General features: G+C 33.8%; 13 protein-coding genes. All 13 read right to left on the bottom strand.

Features of this window, described 5'->3' with window-relative positions; genetic code table 11:
• Positions 1-29 precede the first annotated feature (29 nt).
• The 13 genes from LL966_RS22400 to LL966_RS22340 all read right to left on the bottom strand — a co-directional run bounded on the left by LL966_RS22400 (position 30) and on the right by LL966_RS22340 (position 25,296).
• On the bottom strand, positions 30-1,469 hold the full coding sequence (locus LL966_RS22400; RefSeq protein WP_229356405.1) for a glycoside hydrolase family 28 protein: 1,440 nt from the start codon (positions 1,467-1,469) through the stop codon (positions 30-32).
• Between the two features lie 233 nt (positions 1,470-1,702).
• Complete coding sequence (locus LL966_RS22395; protein ID WP_229356403.1) at positions 1,703-3,232, bottom strand: glycoside hydrolase family 28 protein; 1,530 nt, start codon at positions 3,230-3,232, stop codon at positions 1,703-1,705.
• Positions 3,233-3,414: 182 nt separating this feature from the next.
• A complete protein-coding gene (locus LL966_RS22390) occupies positions 3,415-5,052 on the bottom strand; it encodes a sodium/sugar symporter (protein WP_229356402.1) in 1,638 nt (545 codons plus the stop codon).
• A gap of 57 nt (positions 5,053-5,109) precedes the next feature.
• A complete protein-coding gene (locus LL966_RS22385; protein WP_229356401.1) occupies positions 5,110-6,252 on the bottom strand; it encodes an acyltransferase family protein in 1,143 nt (380 codons plus the stop codon).
• 130 nt (positions 6,253-6,382) lie between these two features.
• Positions 6,383-9,520, bottom strand: coding sequence for a glycoside hydrolase family 2 TIM barrel-domain containing protein (locus tag LL966_RS22380; RefSeq protein WP_229356400.1), 3,138 nt, complete (start codon positions 9,518-9,520; stop codon positions 6,383-6,385).
• 180 nt (positions 9,521-9,700) lie between these two features.
• Positions 9,701-10,588, bottom strand: a complete 888-nt coding sequence (locus LL966_RS22375) for an inositol oxygenase (protein WP_229356399.1) — start codon at positions 10,586-10,588, stop codon at positions 9,701-9,703.
• Positions 10,589-11,058: 470 nt separating this feature from the next.
• Entirely contained in the window at positions 11,059-15,090 is a 4,032-nt protein-coding gene (locus tag LL966_RS22370; RefSeq protein WP_229356398.1) for a hybrid sensor histidine kinase/response regulator, read from the bottom strand.
• Positions 15,091-15,142: 52 nt separating this feature from the next.
• On the bottom strand, positions 15,143-16,966 hold the full coding sequence (locus tag LL966_RS22365; RefSeq protein ID WP_229356397.1) for a metallophosphoesterase: 1,824 nt from the start codon (positions 16,964-16,966) through the stop codon (positions 15,143-15,145).
• A gap of 20 nt (positions 16,967-16,986) precedes the next feature.
• Positions 16,987-17,838, bottom strand: coding sequence for a DUF4861 family protein (locus LL966_RS22360; RefSeq protein WP_229356395.1), 852 nt, complete (start codon positions 17,836-17,838; stop codon positions 16,987-16,989).
• 337 nt (positions 17,839-18,175) lie between these two features.
• On the bottom strand, positions 18,176-18,739 hold the full coding sequence (locus LL966_RS22355; protein ID WP_229356393.1) for a hypothetical protein: 564 nt from the start codon (positions 18,737-18,739) through the stop codon (positions 18,176-18,178).
• 13 nt (positions 18,740-18,752) lie between these two features.
• The gene (locus LL966_RS22350; RefSeq protein WP_229356392.1) at positions 18,753-21,023 is read right to left on the bottom strand and encodes a GH92 family glycosyl hydrolase; all 2,271 of its coding nucleotides are present in this window, start codon (positions 21,021-21,023) and stop codon (positions 18,753-18,755) included.
• Between the two features lie 21 nt (positions 21,024-21,044).
• Positions 21,045-23,357 carry a GH92 family glycosyl hydrolase gene (locus tag LL966_RS22345; RefSeq protein ID WP_229356391.1) on the bottom strand — a complete coding sequence of 771 codons (2,313 nt, stop codon included), beginning with the start codon at positions 23,355-23,357 and terminating at the stop codon, positions 21,045-21,047.
• A gap of 325 nt (positions 23,358-23,682) precedes the next feature.
• The gene (locus LL966_RS22340) at positions 23,683-25,296 is read right to left on the bottom strand and encodes a RagB/SusD family nutrient uptake outer membrane protein (protein WP_229356390.1); all 1,614 of its coding nucleotides are present in this window, start codon (positions 25,294-25,296) and stop codon (positions 23,683-23,685) included.
• Positions 25,297-25,311: the final 15 nt, after the last annotated feature.

Here is a 25,311-nt window from a genome sequence, read left to right as displayed (position 1 = left end):
TACACTTATATCTTTTTATAAAGAATAGATTACTTCTTAACTGCTTCATATTTGTTTGGAAAAGCTGATTCTCCATCTAAATTAACCACCTTTAAAACATCTACATTTTTACTTTCTACTGCATATTTAAAATAATCAGGTTTGTTTTTTCCCCATTGAACGGTACAATTCTGCACTTTTATGCTTTCTGCTGTATCAAAATAAAATCCAGAAGTACTTCCCTTTACAAAACCTTCCACATTTGCAGGACGTCTGTCATATAATCCGCCTGGAAAGGAAGTTGTTTTATCCATGTAAACACTCACATTTTCAAAAACAATATTCTTGATTTTATCTTTAGATTCGCCGCTTACAAACACACCGTTTTCTCCTGTACATTGAATGTTAGTAAAATAGATATTTTTAATTTCACCTACTTTTCCTTCAGTCGCGCCTTTTGGAAAACGCCAATTCGCATCTTTATGATTTCCTTTTGCTCTGCTGAAAGCGGTTACATAAATAGGTTCTGCTTTTCCCCACCAAGTATCGGTATTCAACTTGCTTTCGATAATTATGTTAGAGAAAATCACATCGCTCACCGTTCCTTCATCTCTGTTCTGAATTCCTAAAGCACGATTACTGTTTTTAATAATACAATTATTGAAAACTACTTGTCGGATCGCGTCCATGTTTTCTGAACCAATTTTAATCGCGCAGCTGCTGCTGGTCATGGTACAATTTGTAACCGTAATATTTTCGCAAGCACCAAATTCTTCAAACTCTCTTCTGTTTTTTAGGCAAATACAATCGTCGCCGCTTTCGATATAACAGTCGCTGATTCTCACATTTTTGGAATGATCCAAATCGATTCCGTCGCTGTTACGGACTTTTAAACTATTTAGTAGTGTAATTCCACTGATTACAACATCATTACAGCCAATTAAATGAACTGTCCAATAGGCCGAATTTCCGATATGAACATCTTTAATTCTAATATTTTTCCCTCCGATAATAGTCAATACATGAGGTCTTGGATCTAATACGTTAAAAGGTTTTAAAACATAGGCATCGTCTTCTTCTGCGCCCATAAATGAAATTCCGTTTCCATCTATTTTTCCACTTCCGCTAATGGTAAAATCCTCAATATTTTCTCCTCCTATCCAAATTGTTCCCTCTCCCGGATTGGTTCTAAAAGCACTTTTGGTGTACAGTTTTTCATCTGGACTTGCTAATAATTTTGCTCCACCTTCAATATGCAAATCTACTTTTGATTTTACATCAATTGGTCCAGATAAAAAAGTAAAAGGTGCTGGTATTAAAACCCTTCCTCCTGTTTTACTACAGGCATCTATTGCTTTTTGAATGGCTGTTGCGTCATTGGTTTTCCCGTCTCCTTTTGCTCCGTACTTTTTAATATCGTAAATCTTTTGTGCTGTAGCAGTCAAGGAAATACAAAAAATTAGGATCGCAATTATAGATTTCTTTTTCATTTTATTTATGTATTAAAAACTTTATCTAAGATATACTTCGCAAAGTTTTTGGTTATTTGTTTAATCTGGCTAAGTTTTTTTTTTACGCAGATCTTGCAGATTTGGGCAGATTCTATTTAATTTCCTTAAAAAAATCTGCTGAATTTGCTTAAATCATTTTAAATCTGCGTGAAACAAAATTTTACAATCTATGCAAAAAAAACTTTACGACTTAGCGACTTTGTGGCAAAATTCTAATGTGCAGGCAATTCAAATTTATTTTGCTCTGGTTCTATTTTTCTTTTTAAAGATTCGCTGTCCAAATTGCTTGATGAAACATCTTTAAAAATTATTTGATTGATTTTATCTGAAGGAACATCAATACCTTTCAGAGTTAGATTTTTTACATCATCAAAAACAAAAGCAGGACGAAAATCTTCTTTATCTAAAATCAGTTTTATATTTTTCATTTCGATTCCGTTTACGTGGCGTACGTAAAATCCCCACGAAGGTAATTCACCGAACATCGTAAATTCAGGATATCCGTTAATGTTCTCTTTTACATCTTTTAATCGGCTTAACGGATGATACGCCATTCCTTTTGAGGCTTTTCCTGGATAAACAATTTCAATATTTTCTAAAGTCACATTTTCTATCAAATGCTCAGGAATTCCAGCAATAGAAGCTGGAAACGGATTATGGAAATAATCTACTTCAGGCCCACGCATATCGTAATCAATATCTGGACGACCGAAAGGAACTTGTACTTTTACGTTTTTTACTGATACATTCTTAATGTAACCCGGTTTGTCACCATTTCTATGACCTAAACGAATCAATACCGCGTTTCCAGTATTAACTGCTGTAATATCAGAAACTTTAATATTTTCGATTTCAGCTCCATCAACAGATTCAATTGCAACTGCCGATCTGAACGTGTCAAAAACTTTAATATTTTCTATTGTTACATTTTTGAAACTTCCGTAAGAACCTGTACCAAATTTAACTGCATTCGCACTTGATCTTATAGTACAATTCGCGATATAAATATTGTTATTGTGTAATCCCGTAGCTTCCGATTTTAAGCAGATTCCGTCATCTGCAGCGTTTACATTGCAATTGGTTATTCGAACATTTTCACAACCGTTAACATCAATTCCGTCATTATTCCAATACGCTCTACTTTCCACTTTCATAAAATCAATTACAATATTTTTACATGCTGTAAAACACTGTACCCAGCCTGGACTGTCTTTTAATGTGATTTGAGTCATTGTAATTGAATCACATTTTACAAATGAAATCAGTTTTCCCCTTCCGTCTTCTGGACGCATTCTTCTATAATTGTACTTTGGATCAACTCGAACTCCTGTATGATGCAAACTGTCGATTGCTAATGCCAATTCTCTTCCTTGTCCGTCTATAATTCCTTTTCCTTTTATAGCAATATTCTTGGATTCATAAGCAATTATGAAAGCCCTAATTCCTTCATATTTTGGATAGTGATCTGGATTTGTGCTTCCTAACAAAATAGCTCCATCTTCGAAAAATAGTTCTACATCATTCTTTAAAACGATACTTCCAGACAGAAACGTTCCTTTAGAAAAAACAACTCTTCCTCCTTTATTTTTATTTGCAGCATCAATCGCTTTTTGGATTGCTTTTGTATTTAATGTTTTGCCGTCTCCAACTGCTCCGTATTTTTTTATATCAAATACTTTCTGTGCAGAAACGGTTAAGGACACGCAAAAAATAAAAAGTGCGATTATAAAATTTCTTTTCATTTCTATTTTATTTTTTTAATCTTTTATTTAACAGTCAACATCACTGCTTTTTTTTTCACGTAGATGCTGCATACTTTGGCAGATTAAATTAGATTTCTTAAAAAAAAAGATCTGCAAAATCTGCTTAAATCTTTTTAAATCTGCGTAAAAAAAATTAGAACCTTTGTGGCAACTTTTAAATTTTACCAGAAAACAGTGTACAAAGCCACTAATATTCCGCTGATAATAAAAGAACCAACGATAAATTCTGAAGACACTCTAAACATCGATTTGTCTACCTCTATTTCATGAACCTTAGCTTCTTCTTCTGAAACTGGATTTGCTAAACTAATAGCAATCATTATAAATACAATTATGAAGAAAACTATAGTCATTCTGTCTAAAAATGGATAATCAGGAAAAGAACCTTCTGTCCACATTGGAAGAAATTTCAATATAGCAGCCAATGGAACTGTTAACAATGCGCCCGCAAGTCCAGCCGCTGGAGTTGTTTTTTTCCAGAACATTCCCAATAAGAAAATTGCTAAAACTCCTGGTGAAAAGAAACCAACATACTCTTGTATAAACTGATAGGCTTGATCTAATGTTTTTAATGCTGGAGCTACAAAAGCGGCAATGATCATACAAACCACAACGCACCATCTTCCGGTACGAACCAGTTTTTTTTCTGATGCCTGAGAGTTAAAATACTTTTTGTAAATATCCAAAGAGAAAATAGTCGAAATACTATTGGCTTTTCCCGCTAAAGAAGCCACAATCGCTGCTGTTAAAGCTGCTAATGCAACACCTTTTAATCCTGCCGGAAGTAAATTCATTAAAGTCGGATAGGCATGATCTGGTTTTAAAACTCCGGCGGCATCCACCATTTCTTGCTGAAACATTCCATTTTCATGCATCACAAACATTGCAATACCAGGCAAAACAGCAATAATTGGAACTAATAATTTTAGAAAAGCTGCAAATAAAATTCCTTTACGAGCCGTTTTTAAATCAGCTCCTAAAGCTCTCTGAACTATATATTGGTTACATCCCCAATATGCTAGATTGTTTATTAACATTCCGCCTACTAAAACAGACATTCCTGGAAGTTCATTGTAATGCGGATTGGATTCATCCAAAATCATATGCAAATGTCCTGGAGCTTCTTGAGCAATTATAGAAAGCCCTTTTAGAATATCATTACCAAATCCGAATTGATCTGAAAGTAAAGTCAAGGCAAGATAAGTTGTTACTAATCCACCCAAAATTAAAACGATAACCTGAAACATATCGGTGTATCCAATAACTTTCATTCCTCCTAATGTTACAATTACGGAGAACAAACTCAAACCAATTACACAGAATTGAAAACTTACCGGTGCTATTGAAGAAATAGCTAAAGCACCTAAATAAATAATTGAAGTAAGATTAACAAATACATAGATTAACAGCCATATAATAGCCATAATAGTACTTACCGTACCACTATATCTTTTGGCTAAAAATTGCGGCATTGTAAATATCTTATTTTTCAAATAGATGGGTAAGATAAACATGGCTACAATAATTAATGTAGCGGCAGACATCCACTCATACGATGCAATGGCAAGACCAATAGCAAAACCAGAGCCGCTCATTCCTATAAAGTGTTCTGCTGAAATATTAGAAGCAATTAATGACGCCCCAATTGCCCACCAAGTAAGCGATCCTTCGGCTAAAAAGTATTCATTTGAACTTGTTGCGGCAGTTTTTTTGCTTCTGTAAATATACATTCCATAGCTCGTAACTATGATAAAGTAGATAAAGAAAACAATATAATCTGCGGTTTGTAATACATTCATGATAGTGTGGTTATTGTGTGGTTAGATAGTAAGATGTATTTTAAAATTTAATAGCTATTAAATTTTAAGAAACCATTTTCTTTTATATAAAAAGTAAAGTAAAAAAAGCTGTATAACTGTGACAGATAATGCGGCAAAAAAAGGTTGCCATTCAAGAGCTGTAAAATTTATAAGTCCGCCAAAAACATAATCTGCAGTATGTTTAAAATCGACTAAACCTTCTGCAGCAATGTAAATTAAAATAGAATTTGAACCGATTAAGATTAATGGAAAAGCCCATTTCTGAAAACGAAATAAATCGATTATTAAATAGAAAAAGACAAAAAACAAAATACTGAATCCGCCAACAAAACATACAAAAGAACTTGTCCATAAATGTTTGTTTATTGGGAAATTAATATCCCAAATCAAACCTGCGATAATCAGAACAGTAGCGGTTAAAGCCATTAAAAGCAATTTTACTTTTATAGAATAAGGACATTTTGCTTTTAAAAATGTTCCCGTAAAAACACCTAATAGTGCTGTGGCAATCGCTGGTATGGTCGAAAATATTCCTTCTGGATCATAAACTGTGCTGTGTAATCTTCCAGGCAAAAACAAGCGATCGATATAACCTTCCAATGAACCTTCTTTTGTTAAAACTCCTGCTCCAAAATTTGGAACTGGAATCCATTTCATTGCTATATAATATCCAATCAAAATACCGAAAAACCATATTAACTGCTTTTTAAAATCAAAATTCAAAAAGATGATTCCGGCAAAAAACCAAGCTAATCCAATTCTTCCTAGAACACTTGCAAAACGGGTATGATCAAAACCGTCAAATCGCAGCAATCCATTCACTACGAATCCTAGAACCAATAAAATACAGGTTCTTTTTAGCATGGACAGGTATATTTTTCGTTTTTCGTCTGCTGGCAAATCTTTAGGTAATTTTACTCCAGCTTGAAGCATTTTCTTTTCAAAAGAATAAGGCATCGAAACTCCAGCTACAAATAGAAACACCGGAAAAATCATATCATAGAATGTAATGCCATTCCATTCCGCATGATGCAATTGCGATGACATCCAGATAAAAACAGGAATTGGAGCCGCTTTGGCCAGAGCATGAATAATATGTTCCCCGCTCATAATCCAAAACATCACAAATCCGCGCAAGGCATCTAAAGAAATTAATCTTCCATTTGTAGGGTTACTCATTTTTATAGTATTCAGTGGTCAGTTGATAGTTTTTTTTAGTATTCTTTTCAGTATTCAGTCACAGTCGCAGTTTTCAGTTCTAACTGTGACTGAAAACCGAGACTGAAAACTGAAACTAAACTTATTTAAGTTAAAGTGGTTTTATAACAAATCCGTAGTTGTATTCGCTTTGTGTCAGAACATATTGTTCATGCGGCGGTAATCCCCAGCTGTTGTCTCCTCCTAATCCGCGTTGGGTTAAGTCTACACAAACTACTACTTCTTCTCTTGGTGTGATGTCGCTGGAATGAATATTCTTTTTAGAAATTCCACCATCAAAATCACTCGGATAATTATTCAAAGTGCTTATTCCTAAAGGTTGCAGACCTTTTATTTCCAAGCCATTTCCTGAATTGCTTGACAATTTAAACCAGCGTATATCTGTCTTGTATCCATTTTCTTGTGGGCGTGTATAAGGCACATACTGGTCTGCAACTTTACTAGAATAAATTCCTTTTAGAGAAGACGTTTTTCTGTCCGGATAGTTTTCCAAAGGTCCTCTTCCATAATAATCCAAATTCTCCAATGTATTTTTTAAAGTGAAAATCATTCCGAAACGCGGTAATTCTGGCACCGGATTATTTCCTCTTTTATAAGACGCTTGTATTTCTAAAGCTCCATCATTTCCTAATGCATATTTGATGGTGTAATTAGAAGCAACATCGTTCAATTTTAACTTCGCAACAATATATTGTAGCCCGTTTTCTTCAATCTGCTGAATGCTTTCTAACGAAGTATTTTTACCTGCCGTTCTCCAAACATTTGTTCTAATCTGCATTTTATTTCCAATATCATTATCTGTTGGTGCTCTCCAAAAGTTTGGTTCAGGATATTGTTTAAAATACTCCACGCCTTTTAAACTGTAATAGGAAATCAATCCAGTTGATTTGCTTATTTTAACTACCACATTATCTGACGTTAAAACAAACTGATCTTTTTCGTCTTGAACTTTTGCAGTACTTATTTTCTCCGATTTTGCAAAATATTTCGAGTCTTCGATTACAAATTGTTCTTTAGCAATTTCAAAGTTTGGCGGTAATAATTCTGTACCTGTTTTAGTATTTGCAAAAACATTCAATAGATATTCTGTTCCTTCTTTTGATTCTAATTTTGGTAAATCAAGCTTAAACTGTTTTTTTGTTTTCGGATCTAAAACAACATTAAAAGTTGCTTCTTTAATTACTTTTCCGTTTTCTAAAACCTCATATCTAAAGTTATATTTACTCAGGTTTGTAAATCCGAAGTCATTATTAATTTCAATGATTCCATTTTTAAGATCAACAGCTTTAAACAAGATATTCTGATATACTTTTTTCACTTCAAAAGCTCCAGGATGTGGCGTTCTATCGGCATAAACTAATCCGTTGTGACAGAAATTTTCGTCGTTTAGATAATTCTGGCTTCCCATATCCCCACCATAAGCCCAGTATTCTCGGCCTGCTTCGTCCTTTCTTTTATAACCCTGATCAACCCAATCCCAGATAAAACCGCCTTGCATATTTTTGCTTCCGCGAATGATATCCCAATATTCCTGAAAATTCCCGCTGCTGTTGCCCATTGCATGCGAATACTCACACATGATGTACGGGCGTGAAACTTCTTTACGTGCCGCATATTCCTTCATGTATTCTATTGTTGGGTACATTGGGCAAACGATATCCGTATTTTCGTTTTCTTTTGCCTGTTCAAACTGAACCAAACGAGTATTATCTCTTTTTTTAATCCATTTATAAGCTTCGTGAAAAACTGGTCCGTTGGCACTTTCATTGCCTAATGACCAAATAATTACAGATGGCATATTTTTATCTCTTTCAACAAGACTATAAATTCGGTCTAAATGTGCTTCTCTCCATTCTGGAAGATAACCCGGATTCGTTTTTGGATTCATCCATTTTAAAGGCTGTCCTTCTACTCCCATTCCATGGCTTTCGATATTGGCTTCATCCACCAAAAACAAACCGTATTTATTACATAATTTTACCCATAAAATATTATTCGGATAATGACTACAGCGCACTGAATTAATGTTCAGCTGTTTCATCATCTTGATGTCTTTCATCATCGTCGCTTCGTCCTGATAATGTCCCGTTTCTGGATTATGTTCGTGAATATTTACGCCATGAACCATTAATCGAACTCCGTTCACCAATAATTCTCCGCCTTTCAATTCGACTTTTCTAAATCCGATTTGTGTTGCAACTATTTCAACAATTTCGCCTTTTGCATTTTTCAAAGTCAGAACCAACGTGTACAAATTTGGCGTCTCACTACTCCATAATTTTGGACTAGATATATTCTGAGAGAAATTTAAAGTTTGAATTTTTGAAGCTTCTAAATTGGCATTCAGTTCTTTTACAAATACATTTTTCCCTGAAGCATCTATTAATTTAGCAACCAACTTTTGATTGTTTATCGTTTTTGAAGTCAGATTTTTTAAACTTATATCAACAGTTAAACTTCCATTTTTATACTTCGCATCTAAATCTGGTTTAGCAAAGAAATCGGAAATACGAACATCATTAGTGCTGTATAAATATACATTTCTGTCAATTCCTGAAAGTCTCCACATATCTTGATCCTCAAGATAAGATCCATCGCTCCATCTGTAAACTTCAATTGCCAAATCATTATTTCCAGGTTTTAAATATTTAGAAATATCAAATTCAGCTGGACTTTTAGTATTTTCTGTATAACCAACTTTTTCACCATTCACCCAAATATACATAGCTGCCGTTCCTGCTTCGAAATGAAGAAAAACATGTCGCCCTTTCCAGTTTTCAGGCAGTACAAAATTTCTTTTATAAGAGCCCACGGGATTATCCCAATGATTGATAAAAGGTGGATTTTTTTCGAAAGGATAGGTAATATTGGTGTAAATCGGCACTCCGTAACCATTCAGTTCCCAATTCGATGGCACTTGAAGCTCTTTCCAATGCAGTGTACTGAAATCTGTTTTATAAAAATCCTTTGGGCGCTCATCTGGCGTTGGCGACCAAGAAAACTTCCATTTACCGTTTAAAGAAAAATACCAAGGTGAGTTTTCATATTTATCAATTACAGCTGAATTTTCATCTGCATAAGGAAGAAAAGCAGCTCGTGCTGGTTCTCTATTAATTTGAAACACTTCTGGATTTTCCCAATCATTACGTTCTTTTTCTTGAGCCAGAATAGCATTTCCGCAAAGGAGAAGAAAGCTTAATAAAAGTATTTTGGTTTTGATTTTATGCATTATTTTGGTTTTAGATAGCTGGCAGTTATTTTTTTTAACACATAGGAACATAGTTTTTCTTTGCATAAAAAGGCATTTCATTTATTACAAAAAACATAGCTATGTGTGGGAAACTAGTTTCTTTTAAACAATACTCTTACACTCAAAAAAATCTATGTTTCTATGTGTTTAATTAAACTTTTAAAAATTCAATTTTTCTGGCAAATATTTAGCAACTAATTCTTTATAGTAAGGCAGTAAAGCTTTTACGTCTGGTTTTACTGGAGCTTTAGTATATAAATCATACGGATTGAACTTTCTTACCCAGTCAAACATTTCAATATCTTTTTCATTCATTAAATGAGCATAAGCATTTTCTTTATGCTGAGAATAAAAAGAATGGTAACGAATCATATACAAAGCAGGATCTGGAAGATAATCTTTCATAATCTGGTACAAATATTCATCATGTCCCCAGCTCATTTTTACATTTTCTAATCCGCAGTTTTGGGTGTAGATTCCTAATTTAGTATTGAATCTTTCGTCTGTATAATCTGGATTTTCTTTAAAAAAATCTGGATAAACAATTTTATCCGAATACGCACAACCAACTGGAAATGTATCACCAACAACTGCCCATTGCGGTTCTCCGAATAAACATAAAACTTTACCTAAATCGTGAATAAAACCTGTCAGCACAAACCAATCCGGATGACCGTCTGCACGAATGGCTTCTGAAGTCTGCAAAAGGTGTTGTGTTTGATCTAAGTCAATATCTGGGTCGCTATCGTCTACAAGTGTGTTCAAAAACTCAACAGCTTCCCAGATTGACATTTCTTTTCTATTGAATTGCAGAAAATCTTGTTCTTTACTGCATACAAAGTCATAAGTTTGATACGTGTGGTTTATTCTGTAAAACTCCTTAACTGTTTCTACTCTTTCCGAATCGACATAATTTCTGAACTCTTCTTTCTGCTTTTCTTTTGCATCTTCATTTTCTTCAGAAGGATCAGGATATCGCATTAACAAATCATCTTCCCACTCATCTAAATTATTCAACGGATTGTCTGTGTCTATATGCTTTTTCATAATTCTAAATAGTTAAAGTTATTAAGACAAAAATAGAATTACATATACTGTTCAAAATGGATTAATACATCAAAAACATGGATAAATCTTATTCATGTAAGATTTTTACATTATATTTTGCTATAAACATACATTTCCTCGCATATTTGTCATTTTGACACGAGGAGAAATCGCACTTGGAAATCAACAAAGATTCGTAATTGATATTTTAGAAATTCTAGTGCGATTCCTCCTCGCGTCGAAATGACAAAATTGGAAATTGGAATTTTAAACATAGCCCGTGGTTTCAACCACGGGAACATAGCGAAGAGAAATTAGATTGCCGATTTGTATTGCGTCCCCGTGGTTGAAACCACAGGTTATGTTTGAAAAAATGCAAAAAATCTTTGTCAAAGTTTTAAACTTTGACAAAGATTAATCTCATGTAAATTCGTGAAAATTAGTGCAATTCGTGGCAAAAGAAATACTAATTAAATAAGCTTACTTGGCGGGAACCCAAATTGTTTTTTGAAGCAACGGCTAAAATACAACGGGTCATTAAAACCAACCAGATTTGTTACTTCAGAAACATTATATTTTTTAGTTTTAAGCAGTTCTGCTGATTTTTTCAAACGAATTGTTCTGATAAATTCGTTTGGCGCTAAATCCGTCAATTCTTTTATTTTTCTATATAATTTAGAAGAACTCACGCCCAATTTATCGCATAAAAAGTCTGTCGAAAGATCTACTTCACTCAAATTATCATTAATCAAATTGGTGATTTTCTCCATAAATTCTTCATCAATTGGAGAATGTGTAAGCATACTGATTTTCCCTTCAACTTCTCCAGAGAATTTTTGTTTGAGTTCTATTCTTGATTTGATAATATTTTCAATAACCGTTTTAAGCAATAAAGGTTCAAAAGGTTTCGCCAGATAGCCATCAGCACCCATTTCGTAGCCTTTTACTTTGTCCGTGTTTTCGCCAAGTGCAGTCAGCATAACTACAGGAATATGACTTATAAATTCATCATTTTTAAGTTCACGCACAAATTCTAAACCGTCCATAACCGGCATCATAACATCTGTAACACATAAAATAGGCTTAATTTGTCTGCAGATTCTCAAACCTTCTTCACCATTTTCAGCATCATAAACTTTATAATAATCAGAGAGATAATCTACCAAATATTTTTTAAGTTCACTATTATCTTCAATAACCAAAATCTTCTCTTTAATATCGGTATTTTGAATTATTTTCTTGGCCACTTTTTCTGGAATAAGCATACTCAGATTATCATTTTTTAAGGCATATTCAAACACTTCTTTATGTTCGTAAGAAGAACGGTCAATTGGCATTTCAACTCTAAATGTACTTCCTTTTCCAGCTGTACTTTCTACCGAAATAGTTCCTTTATGAATGGCGACTAAAGATTTTACTAAAGACAAACCAATTCCAGATCCTGTATTATTGTCTTTACTGTTTGAAGCCTGATAAAAACGCTTAAAGATTTTATCTATACTTTTTAGCGGAATACCAATTCCATCATCAGCAACTTCAATGACTAAAACATCTTCAACCGTATCTTTCAGCCTGATATACAAGTCAACATTTCCATTTTTATTGGTAAATTTTAAAGCATTCGATAAAAGATTGTATAGAATTTTATCGTATTTATCATTATCAATCCAGCCGACTATTTCCTCATCTTCAACTATAAAATTGAGCTTAATCTTTTTGTTGTAAGCCATTTCTTTAAACGAGTCAAAGATATTTTTCGAGTACGATAAAATATCCGTTTTAGTCACTTTCAGTTTCAATTCACCCGATTGTGCTTTTCTAAAATCCAAAACTTGATTTACTAGATTCAGTAATCTGCTTGCATTTTGATAAATTAAGTTATACCTGCTTTTTTCGTAATCTGTTGCGTTACTATGTTCATCAAGCAGCTGTTTTGCTGGACCTAAAATTAACGTTAAGGGTGTTCTTAATTCGTGTGAAATGTTAGTGAAAAAACGTAATTTTTCATTGTTCAATTTAACATCATGTTCTCTATTTACCTTTTCCGTAAGAAGCTCTTGTTTAAGACGAATACGGTTTTTAATCTCTTTTCTTATGAAATAAAAGATACCAAACAGAAGCGCTAGAAAGAGCAAGAACGAAGTCGGCGTTAACCAAAACGGAGGCAGAATTTTTATTTTATAAGAAACCGTTTTACTCCAATATCCATCACTATTGCTTGATCTGATTTTAAACACATAATTTCCTGGATAAAGGTTGGTATACTGCACAATTCTTGAAGTACTATTTGCAGTAATCCAATGTTTATCAAAACCTTCCAACATATACTGAAACTTATTCAGCTTTTCATTGGCGAAGGATGGAGCCGAAAACTGAATGGAGAAATTACGGTTTTTATGACTCAACTCTATTTCTTTTCCGTAGTTCAAATCTCTGGAAAGCGGAATTTCCCCATTAATTTCCATTTCTGGAAAAACTTCTTCGTTCTGAATTTTAAATTCTGAAATAACAGGCAATGGCGACCAATTATTTCTTTTCATTGCGGGTGGCGAAAAAGAAATAATTCCGTTCTTTCCTCCAAGAAAAATATTAGAATTATTAAAATAAAAGAAACCGCTAGAACTAAAAACGTCTAATCTGTTTCCACTGTTTACATGATAAATACTAATGTCTTTTAAATTGGATTTAACAAATGCAATATTGTTGTTATTAATGTTCAGCCAAAGATTTCCGTTTGCATCTGATAAAATATCCGTAATCCATTTTCCTGAAAGTTCTTTTAGATTTTTAACGGGTTCAAATTCATTCTTCTTCGGATTGTACAAACACAATCCAAAACGGGTTGAAGCCCATATTTTCCCCTTAACATCTACTAATACATCACTTACATTTTCGTCATGAGGAACTCCTTTTTCTTTAATAAAAAGTGACGAATAAGTCTCTATTTTTCCTGAAGTAATATTGTATTTTACAACTCCAGTTTCTGTAGCAAACCAAACATTGTTTTTTGCATCTCTTTCGATTGCATTAATCTGAAAGCCAGGCAGAAGTTCGCTCGAAGTTTGTACTTGCAGCGTTTGAGTATTTAAAATAACTGCACCTTCTCCAAATGACCCCACAACCATCAAATCATTTCCAATCTTGCTAAAGGCAAAAACTGGCGATTTTTCAAATCCAACTTTTATTTCTCTTGATGAATTTGTGCTGTAATTATAAACCAGCACATTTCCATCCCAAAGACCGCAATAAAAAATTCTACCATCATCCGTATAAATGCTGGCAATATCTTTTCCTGTGTTATGCAAAGGAGTTGAACCTTTTGTGTTAGAAATAAAAAGGCCGTTGTGATACGTAGCAACAATTATTTTCTCATCGTACGTCTTAGCAAATCCTCTAATTCGTGGCGCTTGATTGCCAATGGAACGTGAAATATCTTTATTTAAAGTAAACTGATTTTCGTACGGATCATATTTATCCAACCCATCTTCAGTTCCAATCCATAGAACCCCAGATTTATCAAAATAAAGTGCCGAAATTAAATTATCGACAAGCGACGTATCATCAGATAAAATAGAATAATACCATTTGTAATTTCCTTTTTGAATGTCTTCTAACTGATCGCAAACCAATAATCCGCCTAGAGTTCCAACCCAATATTTGCCATCTGGAGCGCGTGCAACAGATAAAAAATACGGGCCTAAAGCACCTCTTACTTGCTTGTTTTCAATATACAGATTAACAAACTGATTGCTAGCTTTATCTAGTTTATACAAACCCTCACGAGTTCCGACAAAAATATCCTGTTTTGCATCTTCATAGATAAAATTGATATACGGATTTTTTATGTTTGAATACGGAACAGAAAGCGTGTAATTGTTAATTCTGACAATCGCACCTTTTGCATCCATCGTAATTTTTGCAACACCCGATTTTTCATAACTTCCAACCCAAACATTCCCTTTTTTATCTTCAAAAATTTCTTTTACATATTCAAAACCTTTAAGCTGAATTTTCTCGAATCGATTTTCTTTCAAGAAGAATAAATACACTCCTTTTGTTTTCGTACCAACCCAAACTCTTTTAAATTTATCTACATAAACAGCTCGAACTTCGTCATCTGGCAAACTGTTTGGGTCTTCTTTTTTATGAAAAAAAGTAGTAAAAACATGCGTATCCATTTTAAAAAGCGTTAGTCCTTTTCGAGTACCAATCCACAAATGATTCGATTCTTCATCCAATTCTAAAGCCGTAATATCATCATTGTATAATTTATTTTTTCCTGGCGTAGAACTCATGTAGTTTTTGAACTGATAACCGTCAAAACGATTTAGTCCAGAGAAGGTTCCAAACCACATAAAACCCTTTTTATCCTGCACAATATGTCGCACCGAATTATGCGACAGACCGTTATTGTCATTGTAATGCGCAAATTTTATATTCTGTGAGTAAGAATGATAAGAAAAAGCAAACAATAGGAAGAATAAAAGGAATTTTGGTTTCATGAAAGATAATTTATAATGCAATTTAAACTTTTTGATTTAATAAATACCGAAATTATTTAACAGATAAATTATCAATTTTGTTATTTTTAAGGTCAATTCTAAAATGACTAGAAGGCTCGCCATTCATGGTTTTCCAAAATATTTCTGCCCACAAAACCATTTTTGGATTATTTGTCTTTTTTAAGTATTTGCAGATCAAATCATATTGCCTTAATCGCTCTTTTCCTATTTCATCAAAAGCAAGTTCGTCCGCACTTTTTAGGCGATAAAAATCTAAAATAATATCAAAACCAGTCCACGATTCAAAATCAGAAATTGCCAAAGAATTTGCCGTTAAATCTTTATTAATCTCTGTTGTGTTTTTATTCAATTCTAATAAATCTTTACCAGAAAGTTTTTCAATTGATTTTAAAAAATCTGCAGGAAAATCTTCAGGCAAGAATCGTAAACGAACCAATTCTTTTAAGTGCCAGCTAGTAAATGATGCATAATCTTGAGCTTTTAGAATATCAACATTCCAAATAGTCGCGCTTTTAGTTTCTTTTAAATGAGCATATTCTTCCTCATAAAAAGGAAATAAACTATTGAATTTTGGCACTTTTCGAATTACAATTGTTTCTACTTCAAAATCTGTTTTAGAATGAATCGTCAATATTTTATAAGCTGGCATATACGCGGCAAGCGACGGTGTCTGCATATTAAAGAGCGTATTTCCGCTTGTCGTTTTTCTCACGCCTGTATCGTTAATATGCATATGTCCGCCAAAGTGAATCTGAATTCCAGCATCTGCAAATTGTTGTGCTACTTCTTCATCAGGAACTCGCTGCAATTGCATTTTGTTTGCGCCAAAAAGCTGTTTTAATTCGGGCGAAGCATCATCATTAAATTCAACCATTGGGTAATGACTGAAAGCGATTAGTATTTTACCTTTTTGTTTCGCTTCTGCTGAAACTTTTTTGACCCAGTTTATGAGATGACTTTTATAAATCAGAACGTTATTGTAACCTGTATTCGCCCCCGAAAAATCATGCGGATTATTAGCTTCGCCTGATAATTTTTCGTTCGGAACATAAGCATTAGCATCTATTGCCAAAAGCCAGACACCTTTAATCGGTTCAACTAGATAACTGGCATCTGGAAGATACAAATTAGTGTTTTTAATTAGATACGTTCTTTTTTCTAAAGCAGATTCTTTTTGCGCTTTTTCAAAATTATATTGTTCATAAGTGTAGTTTGAAAATGGTGTTTCCCAATACAAATCGCTCTTTTTTGGAAAAAAACCAAAATCGCGCATTTCGTTAATGGTTTCTTTGTAACCCCAGTTTTTTATGTCAGAAGTAATAATAGGTTCGAGTTCACCTTTGTTCAGATTATTTTTAGAACTACTGATAATTTGCTCTTTTCCACCTTTTCCTAAAAAATCAGTTTTAGCGGCATCTTGAGAAAATGGCCTTACTACATCATGATTTCCTGTCGTAACGAAGAAGGAGATTCCGTATTTTTTTGAATATTCGTTGAGTATTTTTCTCAATCCACGAACATGAACAGGTTGTCCATCATCGCTAAAATCACCTGGAAGTACAACTTGTTTTATACCTCTTTTGACAATATCGTTTAAGGCTTCTAAAAAAGCAAAGTAATTTTCATTGAAGATTCTCGTAGAATGCAATTGCGCATTCATCGTTCTGATATTCGCATATTCGCCCGTTCTTGGATTTTCGATTCCTTTATAATCGTTATCTTCAAACTTGGCAAAAATATCCTGTAAATGAACATCGGCTATAAAAGCAATCTGAATTTCTTTTTTGTGAATCTGCTGTGATTTACAAGAATTTAAAGAAAGTAATAATACTAATATAGCCGATATTCTAAACATGTAAGTTTTTTAAATGCGTATTATTTTTTAATGTAAGCTTCCAACTTATCTAGAGTATTTAGTTCTGTTTCTCTTGCACTTGAAGATATAATCGAAGTTTCTAAGTTTTTTGCTGGTTTTGAGATCAACAAATATTGTGTTCCGTCGTCTGTAGTTTTCTCGTAATCTTTTGGATTATACATAATTGCTGCACCAATTTCTACAATTTCTGCTGCTACGTCTTCTGGATGTTTTCCCCAAACTGCGATATAATTTGTTCCTTTTTTAGTTCCGAAATCTTTGAAATAATTGATTCCTGTTGCAAATTGCACTTTCTCTCCACTTAGAGAAACGGCTTCTACTTTAGCTTCTCGTTTACCTGAGAATACTGTAACGCGAACTAAAATATCTACTTTTTTTCCTTTGTAAGGCACTCCTCTCGAAATCATTTCCATCCAAGAAGTAGTATCTGTTTTTCCAACTCTTGCTAAACGGTTCGTAACTGGATTTAAAGGCACAACTTTTTCTCCGTCCCAAAGTTTCACACCTCCTAAACCAACAGTTGATGCCACTTTATAGTAATCTGCTCCCCATCCTTCTTTTTGCTGTTGCGGCGTCGGATACCAATTTGCTTTTCTTAATTCTAAACCTGGCTTTGCCTTAGAATAAACATCAATCGCTACTTTATCGCTGAAATAAATTCTCAAAGCCATCCATTCATTCTCAATCGCTGGACCGTGATGTCCGATTGTTTTGTATAAATCTCCTGATTCTGAACCGATATCTGTTAAATACGTAATTTTATCAGACTTCATATACAAACTGGTGTCTGTATTATTCTGTCCAAAACAAATGCAGCTAAAAAGTAAAGAGGTTACGATAGATAATTTCATAATTTAAATATTATAGTTTAAGTGTAATTCCTGTAAATTTAAAAAACAACTTTCAACAATTTACCAAGAATTCTGCCTAATGTTCAGAAATTATCAATTTATACTTAAAATGTGAAAATTCTTTAATCAATATTCTTTCTTTTCCTTATTATAAATTCCTTGCCCATAATTTTTTAAACACATAGAAACATAGATCTTAATGCTTGTTAAAAGGCGTTTCACTTGCATGAACAAATCCCGAAGCTTCGGGACTATGTGTGAGAAACTAGTTTCTTTTTGTCTTCTTTATGCGTAATCAAAAACTATGTTTCTATGTGTTTAAAATAAAATCTGCTTTTTAATCCACTACTTTCACTAATGTTGGATTAATGCCTAACGGATTCTTAATTACTTTACAGATTAAAGGAAATTCAGGATTTTTTACAATCCACATTTCGGTTTCATCGATTTGCGCAATAACGTGCAAAGTCTCAACAGTTTTTCCGTCAATTGAAATGCTGTTTTTGTCATTGTTTTTATCTAAAACGTATGTTGTATTGTTATAAACAAATGAATTGTTTTTTACTAAAGCTTGATACGCTGATCTGGAAATCATAAAAAAAGTTTCTGTTGGTTTCAAATTCAAAACTGGCGCATATTCTCCTTGATTAAAACTTAATTCTGTTCCGTTTTTTACAGCTTCAGGAAGCATTACAATACTACTTTTTACACCTCTTGTTTCTAGTTTAAAAGTTAAGCCGTCGCCTGCTGTTTCTGCTTTAAGCGAAAGAGTTCTGGTTTGACCATGAAGTTTGCAGACGTAATTTAGTTCTGTATTATTTTTTATTGTTGGAATGTAATTCTGTGCTATTCCTTTCTGACAAACAATACAGAAAAGAATCATTAAAAATATATTTTTCATCTTGTTTATCTTTTTATTTCGCTGGCGGTAAAATTGTTGTTCCCCATTTTGAAGGTTTTGAATCCATCTCAAGAACAAGTTCTCCTCCATTGTTAATATCTTCATGCAAAATCCACGCTTGATTGTATGGTTTTCCATTTAAAAAAGCAGCTTTTATGTATCTGTTTTTATCACTCATTTTTTTAGTTACAATTTTAAAACTTTTGCCGTTTTCTAATTTCATAACTGTTTCTTTAATAAGCGGTGTATTAATCAAGTAATAAGGTTGTCCAGCATTTGGATATAATCCCATCATGTGGAAAGCCAACCAAGAAGACATTGCACCAGAATCATCATTTCCTGGCAAACCTTCACGAGAAGTATTGAAACTGTTTTTTATAATGGTTCTGATTCTGTCGCTGCTTAAGTATGGTTTTCCAATCCAGTGATACAGACAAGGTGTAAGAAATGAAGGTTCATTCGCAACATTAAATAAATCATTGTCGAAGAAAGTGTTCAATCGGTTTTCAAAAGCTTTTTCTCCACCTGATTTTTTTACCAATTCTGGAATATCATGCGGAAGGCTGAATGAATATTCCCAAGACGTTCCTTCATAAAAGAAAACGCACCAATGGCAAACATACCAAGGCGATTCGATAATTACTGGCGTATATTTAAAAGTTGGTTTCTGTATTTTAGATTCTCCAAAAACAACATCATCCAACCAATTTCCAGCGGCGTCTTTTGGCATAATAAAACCTTTTGCTCCATTATTCTCATAATCTGCACGCCATAAATTCTGCCAGTTTTCGGCTTGTTTCATATATTGATTGTACAAATCTGTTTTTCCCAATCCTTTGGCAACAACAGCAATATTATAATCATTGTATGAATAATCGATAGTTCGGTTTCCAGCGCGATCTGTACCGTACGGAACGTAACCTAATTTCAGATAATCTAAAAGTCCGCCTCTTCCTTCTTTCTCTTCATTGCCTCCAGGAGGAACTGTAGCATCTTTAAGCATTGCTTGAAGTGCTAATTCATAATCTATTCCTTTTAAGTTTTTTACAAAAGCATCAGCTAAAACCACTTCAGCATTTGAACCGCCTTGTGTTCTTCCATTATCATTTCCGCTTCTTCCTTCTGGCAAGTAGCCTTCGCGTTTGTAAATGTTTAACATCGCATTGATAATATCTACTTTTCGTTTAGAATCTATTAGAGTAATTAATGGACTCGAAGTTCGAAAAGTATCCCAAATCGTATAAAAATCATCATAATAAGGCTCATCATTTGTCCATAACGGATTTTCTCCAGTACGGTCAACAGGCATAATCATGGTGTGATACAAACCTGTGTAGAACATTTTTTTATATTCTTCTGAAGTATCTGCAGAAAGCTGAATTCGGTTTAATAAATTTTCCCATTTATTTTCTAATTCCGCCAAAACATTATCAAAATTCCAGTGTGGAATTTCTACCTCAATATTGTTTTTCGCTTTCAATTCGCTTAAAAAAGAAATTCCGATTTTGACATTTAATTCTTCTTTTCCACTTCCAAAAGAGAGTAATGCTGCTGTTTTCTTTCCAGAATCAAACTGTGCTTTTTGATTGTTATAGAATTTTCCGTCTTTAAACGTTACATATTTTGCAATTGGCTGATCGAAACTTGCCCAGAAATAAACAGTATAAGCGCGTCCGTTATTCCATCCGCCTCTGATTCTGCTGTAACCTCTTACTTCTGTATCCGAAACAATTTCGATTTGCGAGCCTACAAATTGTTGCGCTTCTCTTGCATCAGGAATTTTTTCTTCACCTAGAAAAAAACCTGGATCTATTTTTAATTCTTTTGAAGTGTTTTTTGGATAAGTAAAACGATAATAAGACACTTTTTCTCCAGTGGTTATTTCTGTTTTAATTTTATTTTCTTTAAAAACAGTTTCATAATAACCTAGTTTAACATTTTCTTCTGCTCTAAACGAAGTCTGATCCATTTTATCCAAACCTCCAGAAAAGGGCATAATTTGAATATTTCCGTATTTTGGGCCTCCTCCTGTTCCACTTACATGCACTTGGCTAAAACCTGTAACTTCTTTAGGAATTGGCAACCAGCCACTGTTAGGACTCGATGTACAATCTGGACTTGGTTTTACCATTCCGTATGGACAAGACGGACCAATAAAAACTCTTCCAACTCCTTCTGAGCCAATCATCGGATCAACATATTGATGAACCTTTGACTGTGCATAGTTTTCAATTGTAAAAAGAAAGCTTATCGCTAAGAAAATGATAGACTTTGGATTTTTCATTTAGTGTTGTTTTCTTTAATATTAGGGGTTTACTGTATTTGACATTTCTAAAACTAATTCTCCGCCATTAGTAATCTCTTGATGTGAAAGACTACAATCTTTTAGTGCTTTATTATTGAACTTTATATCTTTAATGTAAACATTTTCAGCGCTATTATGCTGTGCTTTAATTACAAATGATTTTCCTGAATAATATTTCGGATTTAAATCAATCGAAATTTTATTAAATATTGGACTTCCAATCTGGTAAACCGCCTCTTTATCTGTTCCTCCATTCAATTGAAATAAGCCTAATTTTAGCAGAACGTTCAAACTTCCCATTAATCCCTGATCTTCATCCCCGTTGTATCCAGTTGCAGGCGATAATCCGCTGAAAGTTTCTTTGACTACATTTCTTGTCCAATATTGTGTTAAATCTGGTCTTCCTAAAACGGTAAAAATATTAGAAGTTTGCATCGAAGGCTGATTTCCAAAATTGATCGGAATTCTGCTAAATTCTGGATGTAATTCTGCATCATGAGATGTGCCCGAGGTATATTTCTGATTTTTAGCCGTTTCAAATTGTGCATTTAATTTTTCAACCGCTTTTTCTTTTCCTCCCATTAAATCTGCTAAACCAGCAATATCATGCGGCACAAACCAAGTTGACTGTGCTCCATTTGATTCTATAAAACCATTTTCATATTGGTAGGGATCATAATTTTCTCTCCATTTTCCATCAACATTTTTCGGACGCATCCAGCCAATCGTTTGATCAAAAACATTCTGATAGTTTTTTGATCTTTTTATAAAATAATTATAATCTTCTTCATGATTTAGTTTTTTAGCTAGCTGCGCCAAAGTCCAATCTTGATAAGCATACTCTAAGGTCTGACTTGCACCATCTTCATGACTTCCGAAATTACCATCAGGAAGCGGATACGGCACATAACCTTTTTCTAGATAATATTTTAGTCCACCACCAATACTTGTGTTGTGCTCATAACCCGCTTTTGCCATAATTCCGCCTTCCATATGACCTTTTTTGAGTGCCACATAAATAGCTTCTAAATCTTCTTTTACAATTCCTTTTTGAATCGCGCTCACAATGAATGGCGTTGCAGAAGCTCCCGTCATTACGTAAGTATCATTTCCTCCCGAAGGGCCACGCGGAATTGAACCGCCATCTTTATAATATTGCATTAAAGAATACACAAATTCTTCCATAATCTCAGGATATACAAGTCCCCACAGATTATTGATAGTCCATTGTGCACCCCAAAAGGCATCAGAATTATAATGATTAAATTTCGGTTTTCCGTCGGCGTTTAAAGGTAAATGCCCTATCCTGAACGTGTCCCCCGTATTATCAGGATAGGATCCATTTGCATCACTGATCTTTTTTCTTCCTTGCAAAGCATGCCATAAATCAGTGTAAAACCTTCTTTGATCGGTTTCTGTTCCGCCTTCAACTTTTATTCTTCCTAATAAGTTACTCCATTCATTTTTAGAATCAGTAACCGTTTGATTAAAATTCCAATGCGATAATTCGGTTTCAATATTATTGTTGGCGTTTTCAATTGAAGTATAAGAAATACCCACTTTCATCAATACCTTATCTTTTGTTTTAGCAAAATGAATCAAATAATTTCCTGTAACATTATCTCTTTCGAGAGAAGTAATCGGCTGATTGGTTTTAACCTTAAAAAATACGGTTAATGGTTTTGGGCGTCTAAAGTTTGTACTTAGCACTAAAGATCCTGAAAGTTCAAAGTCCGTATTTTTTTCTAATTTCCCGTTGGTATTATCACAAGGACCTAAAATAGTATTCAAATTAAAAAGTACCGCTTTTTGAGTATTTGCCGGAAAAGTATATTTATGAAACCCTACTCTTGCTGTACTCGTTATTTCGGCTGTTATTTTATATCTGTCTAATTTTAGCGAATGGTAACCAGGCGTTATAATCTCTGTCTGATGGCTGAATTTAGAATAAAAATCTTTAAAAATATTTGCTTTATTTTCTTTTGAAACGGTTACAGGCATTACCGACACACCAGACATTTGCCATTCATGAACATGGCTAAAACCCTTAACTGTATCTGTTGTATATTTATAACCACCTCCCCAATCACCTTTAATTTCGGTATCTGGACTTAGATTTACCATACCAAAAGGACGGCTCGCAGATGAAAAGTAAAACCATCTTGAGTTTTCAGTGTCCAACAACGGGTAAACCATATCTGAGATTTGTTTCTTTTGGAGAGAAACTGATTTTTGAGCGTTGCATGACACTAAAAAAATAAGAGTTAAACTTATTACGATACTTCCTATTTTAAAGATTTTGTTTAGTTCCATGTATAATGAGGCAATATTAGTTTAAAAAGTTTTTTTGTGTGTTTTCTTATCATTAAATCGAAAGCACAAGGCACAAGAATTGCCGAGAATAACCGACTTTAACGTATTCTCTAAATAATTTAACAGAATGTTACAAAGCTTAATTTTTCATTCAATTATAGAAACGACATTCAATTAAGCTTTGTTTCATTCAAAAAATAAAACTGAACTGATTCTCACGAGCAACTGATAAAACCAGTTTTTTTTGAAAAAAGGAGAAGAATTTTGACGCTCTTCTCCTTTTTAAAATTAAATTACAAATGCGTACTTAACTAAATTCTTATTTTTAATATCCAGTATTCTGAGTAAGAGCTGGATTTAATACCATAGCGTTTGTTGGAATTGGGAAAACACGACGGTAAACATCTGTATTTGTTTTATAACCCCATTGTCCTTCATATTTTCCAAAACGGATCATATCATTTCTATGCCAAGCTTCCCAAGAAAACTCACGGCTTCTTTCTCTGTAAAGATCTTCTAAAGTTACACCGCTCAAAGCTGCAGAAGTAGTACGATTAGAACGAACCATATTTACTAATACATCTGAACTTTGTCCTAAAGTTACAGCTCCACCACGAAGGATTGATTCTGCTTTCATTAAAAGAATATCTGAATAACGCAAGAAAGGAACGTCGTTCTTTTGGTTACGGTTTGTAGAAGTTGCATCTGGGTAGAATTTTATGTTTCTATATCCCATATTCCATGCAATTTCATCATTTCCAAGATCCATTAAAGCAACGCTTTGACGAAGGATAATATCTGGTGTTAAATTTACTTGATAAGTATAACTAGCACCTCCATCAGATCCTGTATAAAATTGATCGTATCCTTTTTTAGTTGTTGTTACCGTTACTGGCGTTACACCATCATTCATAAACTGAAGACCTGTAAGCCATTGTCTGTTACGAATGTCATTTGCATCGTTGAAATAAGCGTAAAACTCTTTCAACGTGCTTCTAGGCGCACTTGGCGTATAAGGAAGTCCAAACTTAGCTCTTTCAGAACGAGGAACATCATAACGTGCATGATACATCTGACCATTGAAACCAACTGTTACTGCCGCTGGATCGTAAGGAACTGCAAAGATGAATTCTTTCATTGCTGGTCCGTTTGTTGGATAAAACATCTGAAGATAAGTCGCTCTTGGTTCAACAGCATATAAACCAGAATTGATTACCTCATCACAAGCTGCAATACATTCGTTGTAACGTGCAGTTCCTGTATATATGTTTGCATTCAAATACAATTTAGCCAACATTGCATTAGCTGTTTGTTTGTTTGGTCTTCCGTAAGTGGTAACACCTGCTGCAGGATTTAAGTTAGGAACCGCGCTTTTTAATTCTTTTTCAATAAAATTGAAAACTTCTGCTCTTGGTGTTTTAGCATGAGAAGTAAAATCTCCGTACAAAGTATCTAACGGCACATCTCCGTAACTATCCATTAACATGAAATAAGAAATAGCACGCATTGTTTTCAATTCTGAAATCAATGTTTTTTTCTCTGCACCTTCTGGCATTGTTTGTCTTAAGATAGAAATTGCCTGATTACTAGTTCCAATCACTTTAGATGACCAATCCCAAAGACTTCCGATGATTCCGTTATCTGCATTCCAGTCATGGTAGTGCATTGCGATATAGTTTCTGTTATCAAACCAGTTACCTCCTCTTGCAGGTAGAATAGCTTCGTCTGTAGACAAAGATTGTGACCACCACCAGGCAAATGAGAACTCACCACGAAACGCCGCGTATACAGGACCCGTTGTCTGAATATATTGTGTTGAATTTTGAGGGAATACTTCTGGTGTCAATTGAGTTGTAATAGGCACTTCAAGATCGTCGCAAGACCATACTAAACCAGCCAAAAGCACTGGAAGACCTAAATATTTTAATATCTTTTTCATAATTTTTTCATTTAA

The sequence above is a fragment of the Flavobacterium chungbukense genome (assembly GCF_020805785.1).
Lineage (GTDB): Bacteria > Bacteroidota > Bacteroidia > Flavobacteriales > Flavobacteriaceae > Flavobacterium > Flavobacterium chungbukense.
Note: the sequence above shows the minus strand (reverse complement) of the source record. Positions and strands in the feature narration are given on the sequence as shown.

What these genes read in the sequence shown, in the direction of transcription:
- LL966_RS22355 (WP_229356393.1), bottom strand. Translation starts at nt 18,739, where the DNA reads ATGAAAAATATATTTTTAATGATTCTTTTCTGTATTGTTTGTCAGAAA.
- LL966_RS22360 (WP_229356395.1), bottom strand. Translation starts at nt 17,838, where the DNA reads ATGAAATTATCTATCGTAACCTCTTTACTTTTTAGCTGCATTTGTTTT.
- LL966_RS22385 (WP_229356401.1), bottom strand. Translation starts at nt 6,252, where the DNA reads ATGAGTAACCCTACAAATGGAAGATTAATTTCTTTAGATGCCTTGCGC.
- LL966_RS22350 (WP_229356392.1), bottom strand. Translation starts at nt 21,023, where the DNA reads ATGAAAAATCCAAAGTCTATCATTTTCTTAGCGATAAGCTTTCTTTTT.
- LL966_RS22380 (WP_229356400.1), bottom strand. Translation starts at nt 9,520, where the DNA reads ATGCATAAAATCAAAACCAAAATACTTTTATTAAGCTTTCTTCTCCTT.
- LL966_RS22340 (WP_229356390.1), bottom strand. Translation starts at nt 25,296, where the DNA reads ATGAAAAAGATATTAAAATATTTAGGTCTTCCAGTGCTTTTGGCTGGT.
- LL966_RS22400 (WP_229356405.1), bottom strand. Translation starts at nt 1,469, where the DNA reads ATGAAAAAGAAATCTATAATTGCGATCCTAATTTTTTGTATTTCCTTG.
- LL966_RS22345 (WP_229356391.1), bottom strand. Translation starts at nt 23,357, where the DNA reads ATGGAACTAAACAAAATCTTTAAAATAGGAAGTATCGTAATAAGTTTA.
- LL966_RS22395 (WP_229356403.1), bottom strand. Translation starts at nt 3,232, where the DNA reads ATGAAAAGAAATTTTATAATCGCACTTTTTATTTTTTGCGTGTCCTTA.
- LL966_RS22370 (WP_229356398.1), bottom strand. Translation starts at nt 15,090, where the DNA reads ATGAAACCAAAATTCCTTTTATTCTTCCTATTGTTTGCTTTTTCTTAT.
- LL966_RS22390 (WP_229356402.1), bottom strand. Translation starts at nt 5,052, where the DNA reads ATGAATGTATTACAAACCGCAGATTATATTGTTTTCTTTATCTACTTT.
- LL966_RS22375 (WP_229356399.1), bottom strand. Translation starts at nt 10,588, where the DNA reads ATGAAAAAGCATATAGACACAGACAATCCGTTGAATAATTTAGATGAG.
- LL966_RS22365 (WP_229356397.1), bottom strand. Translation starts at nt 16,966, where the DNA reads ATGTTTAGAATATCGGCTATATTAGTATTATTACTTTCTTTAAATTCT.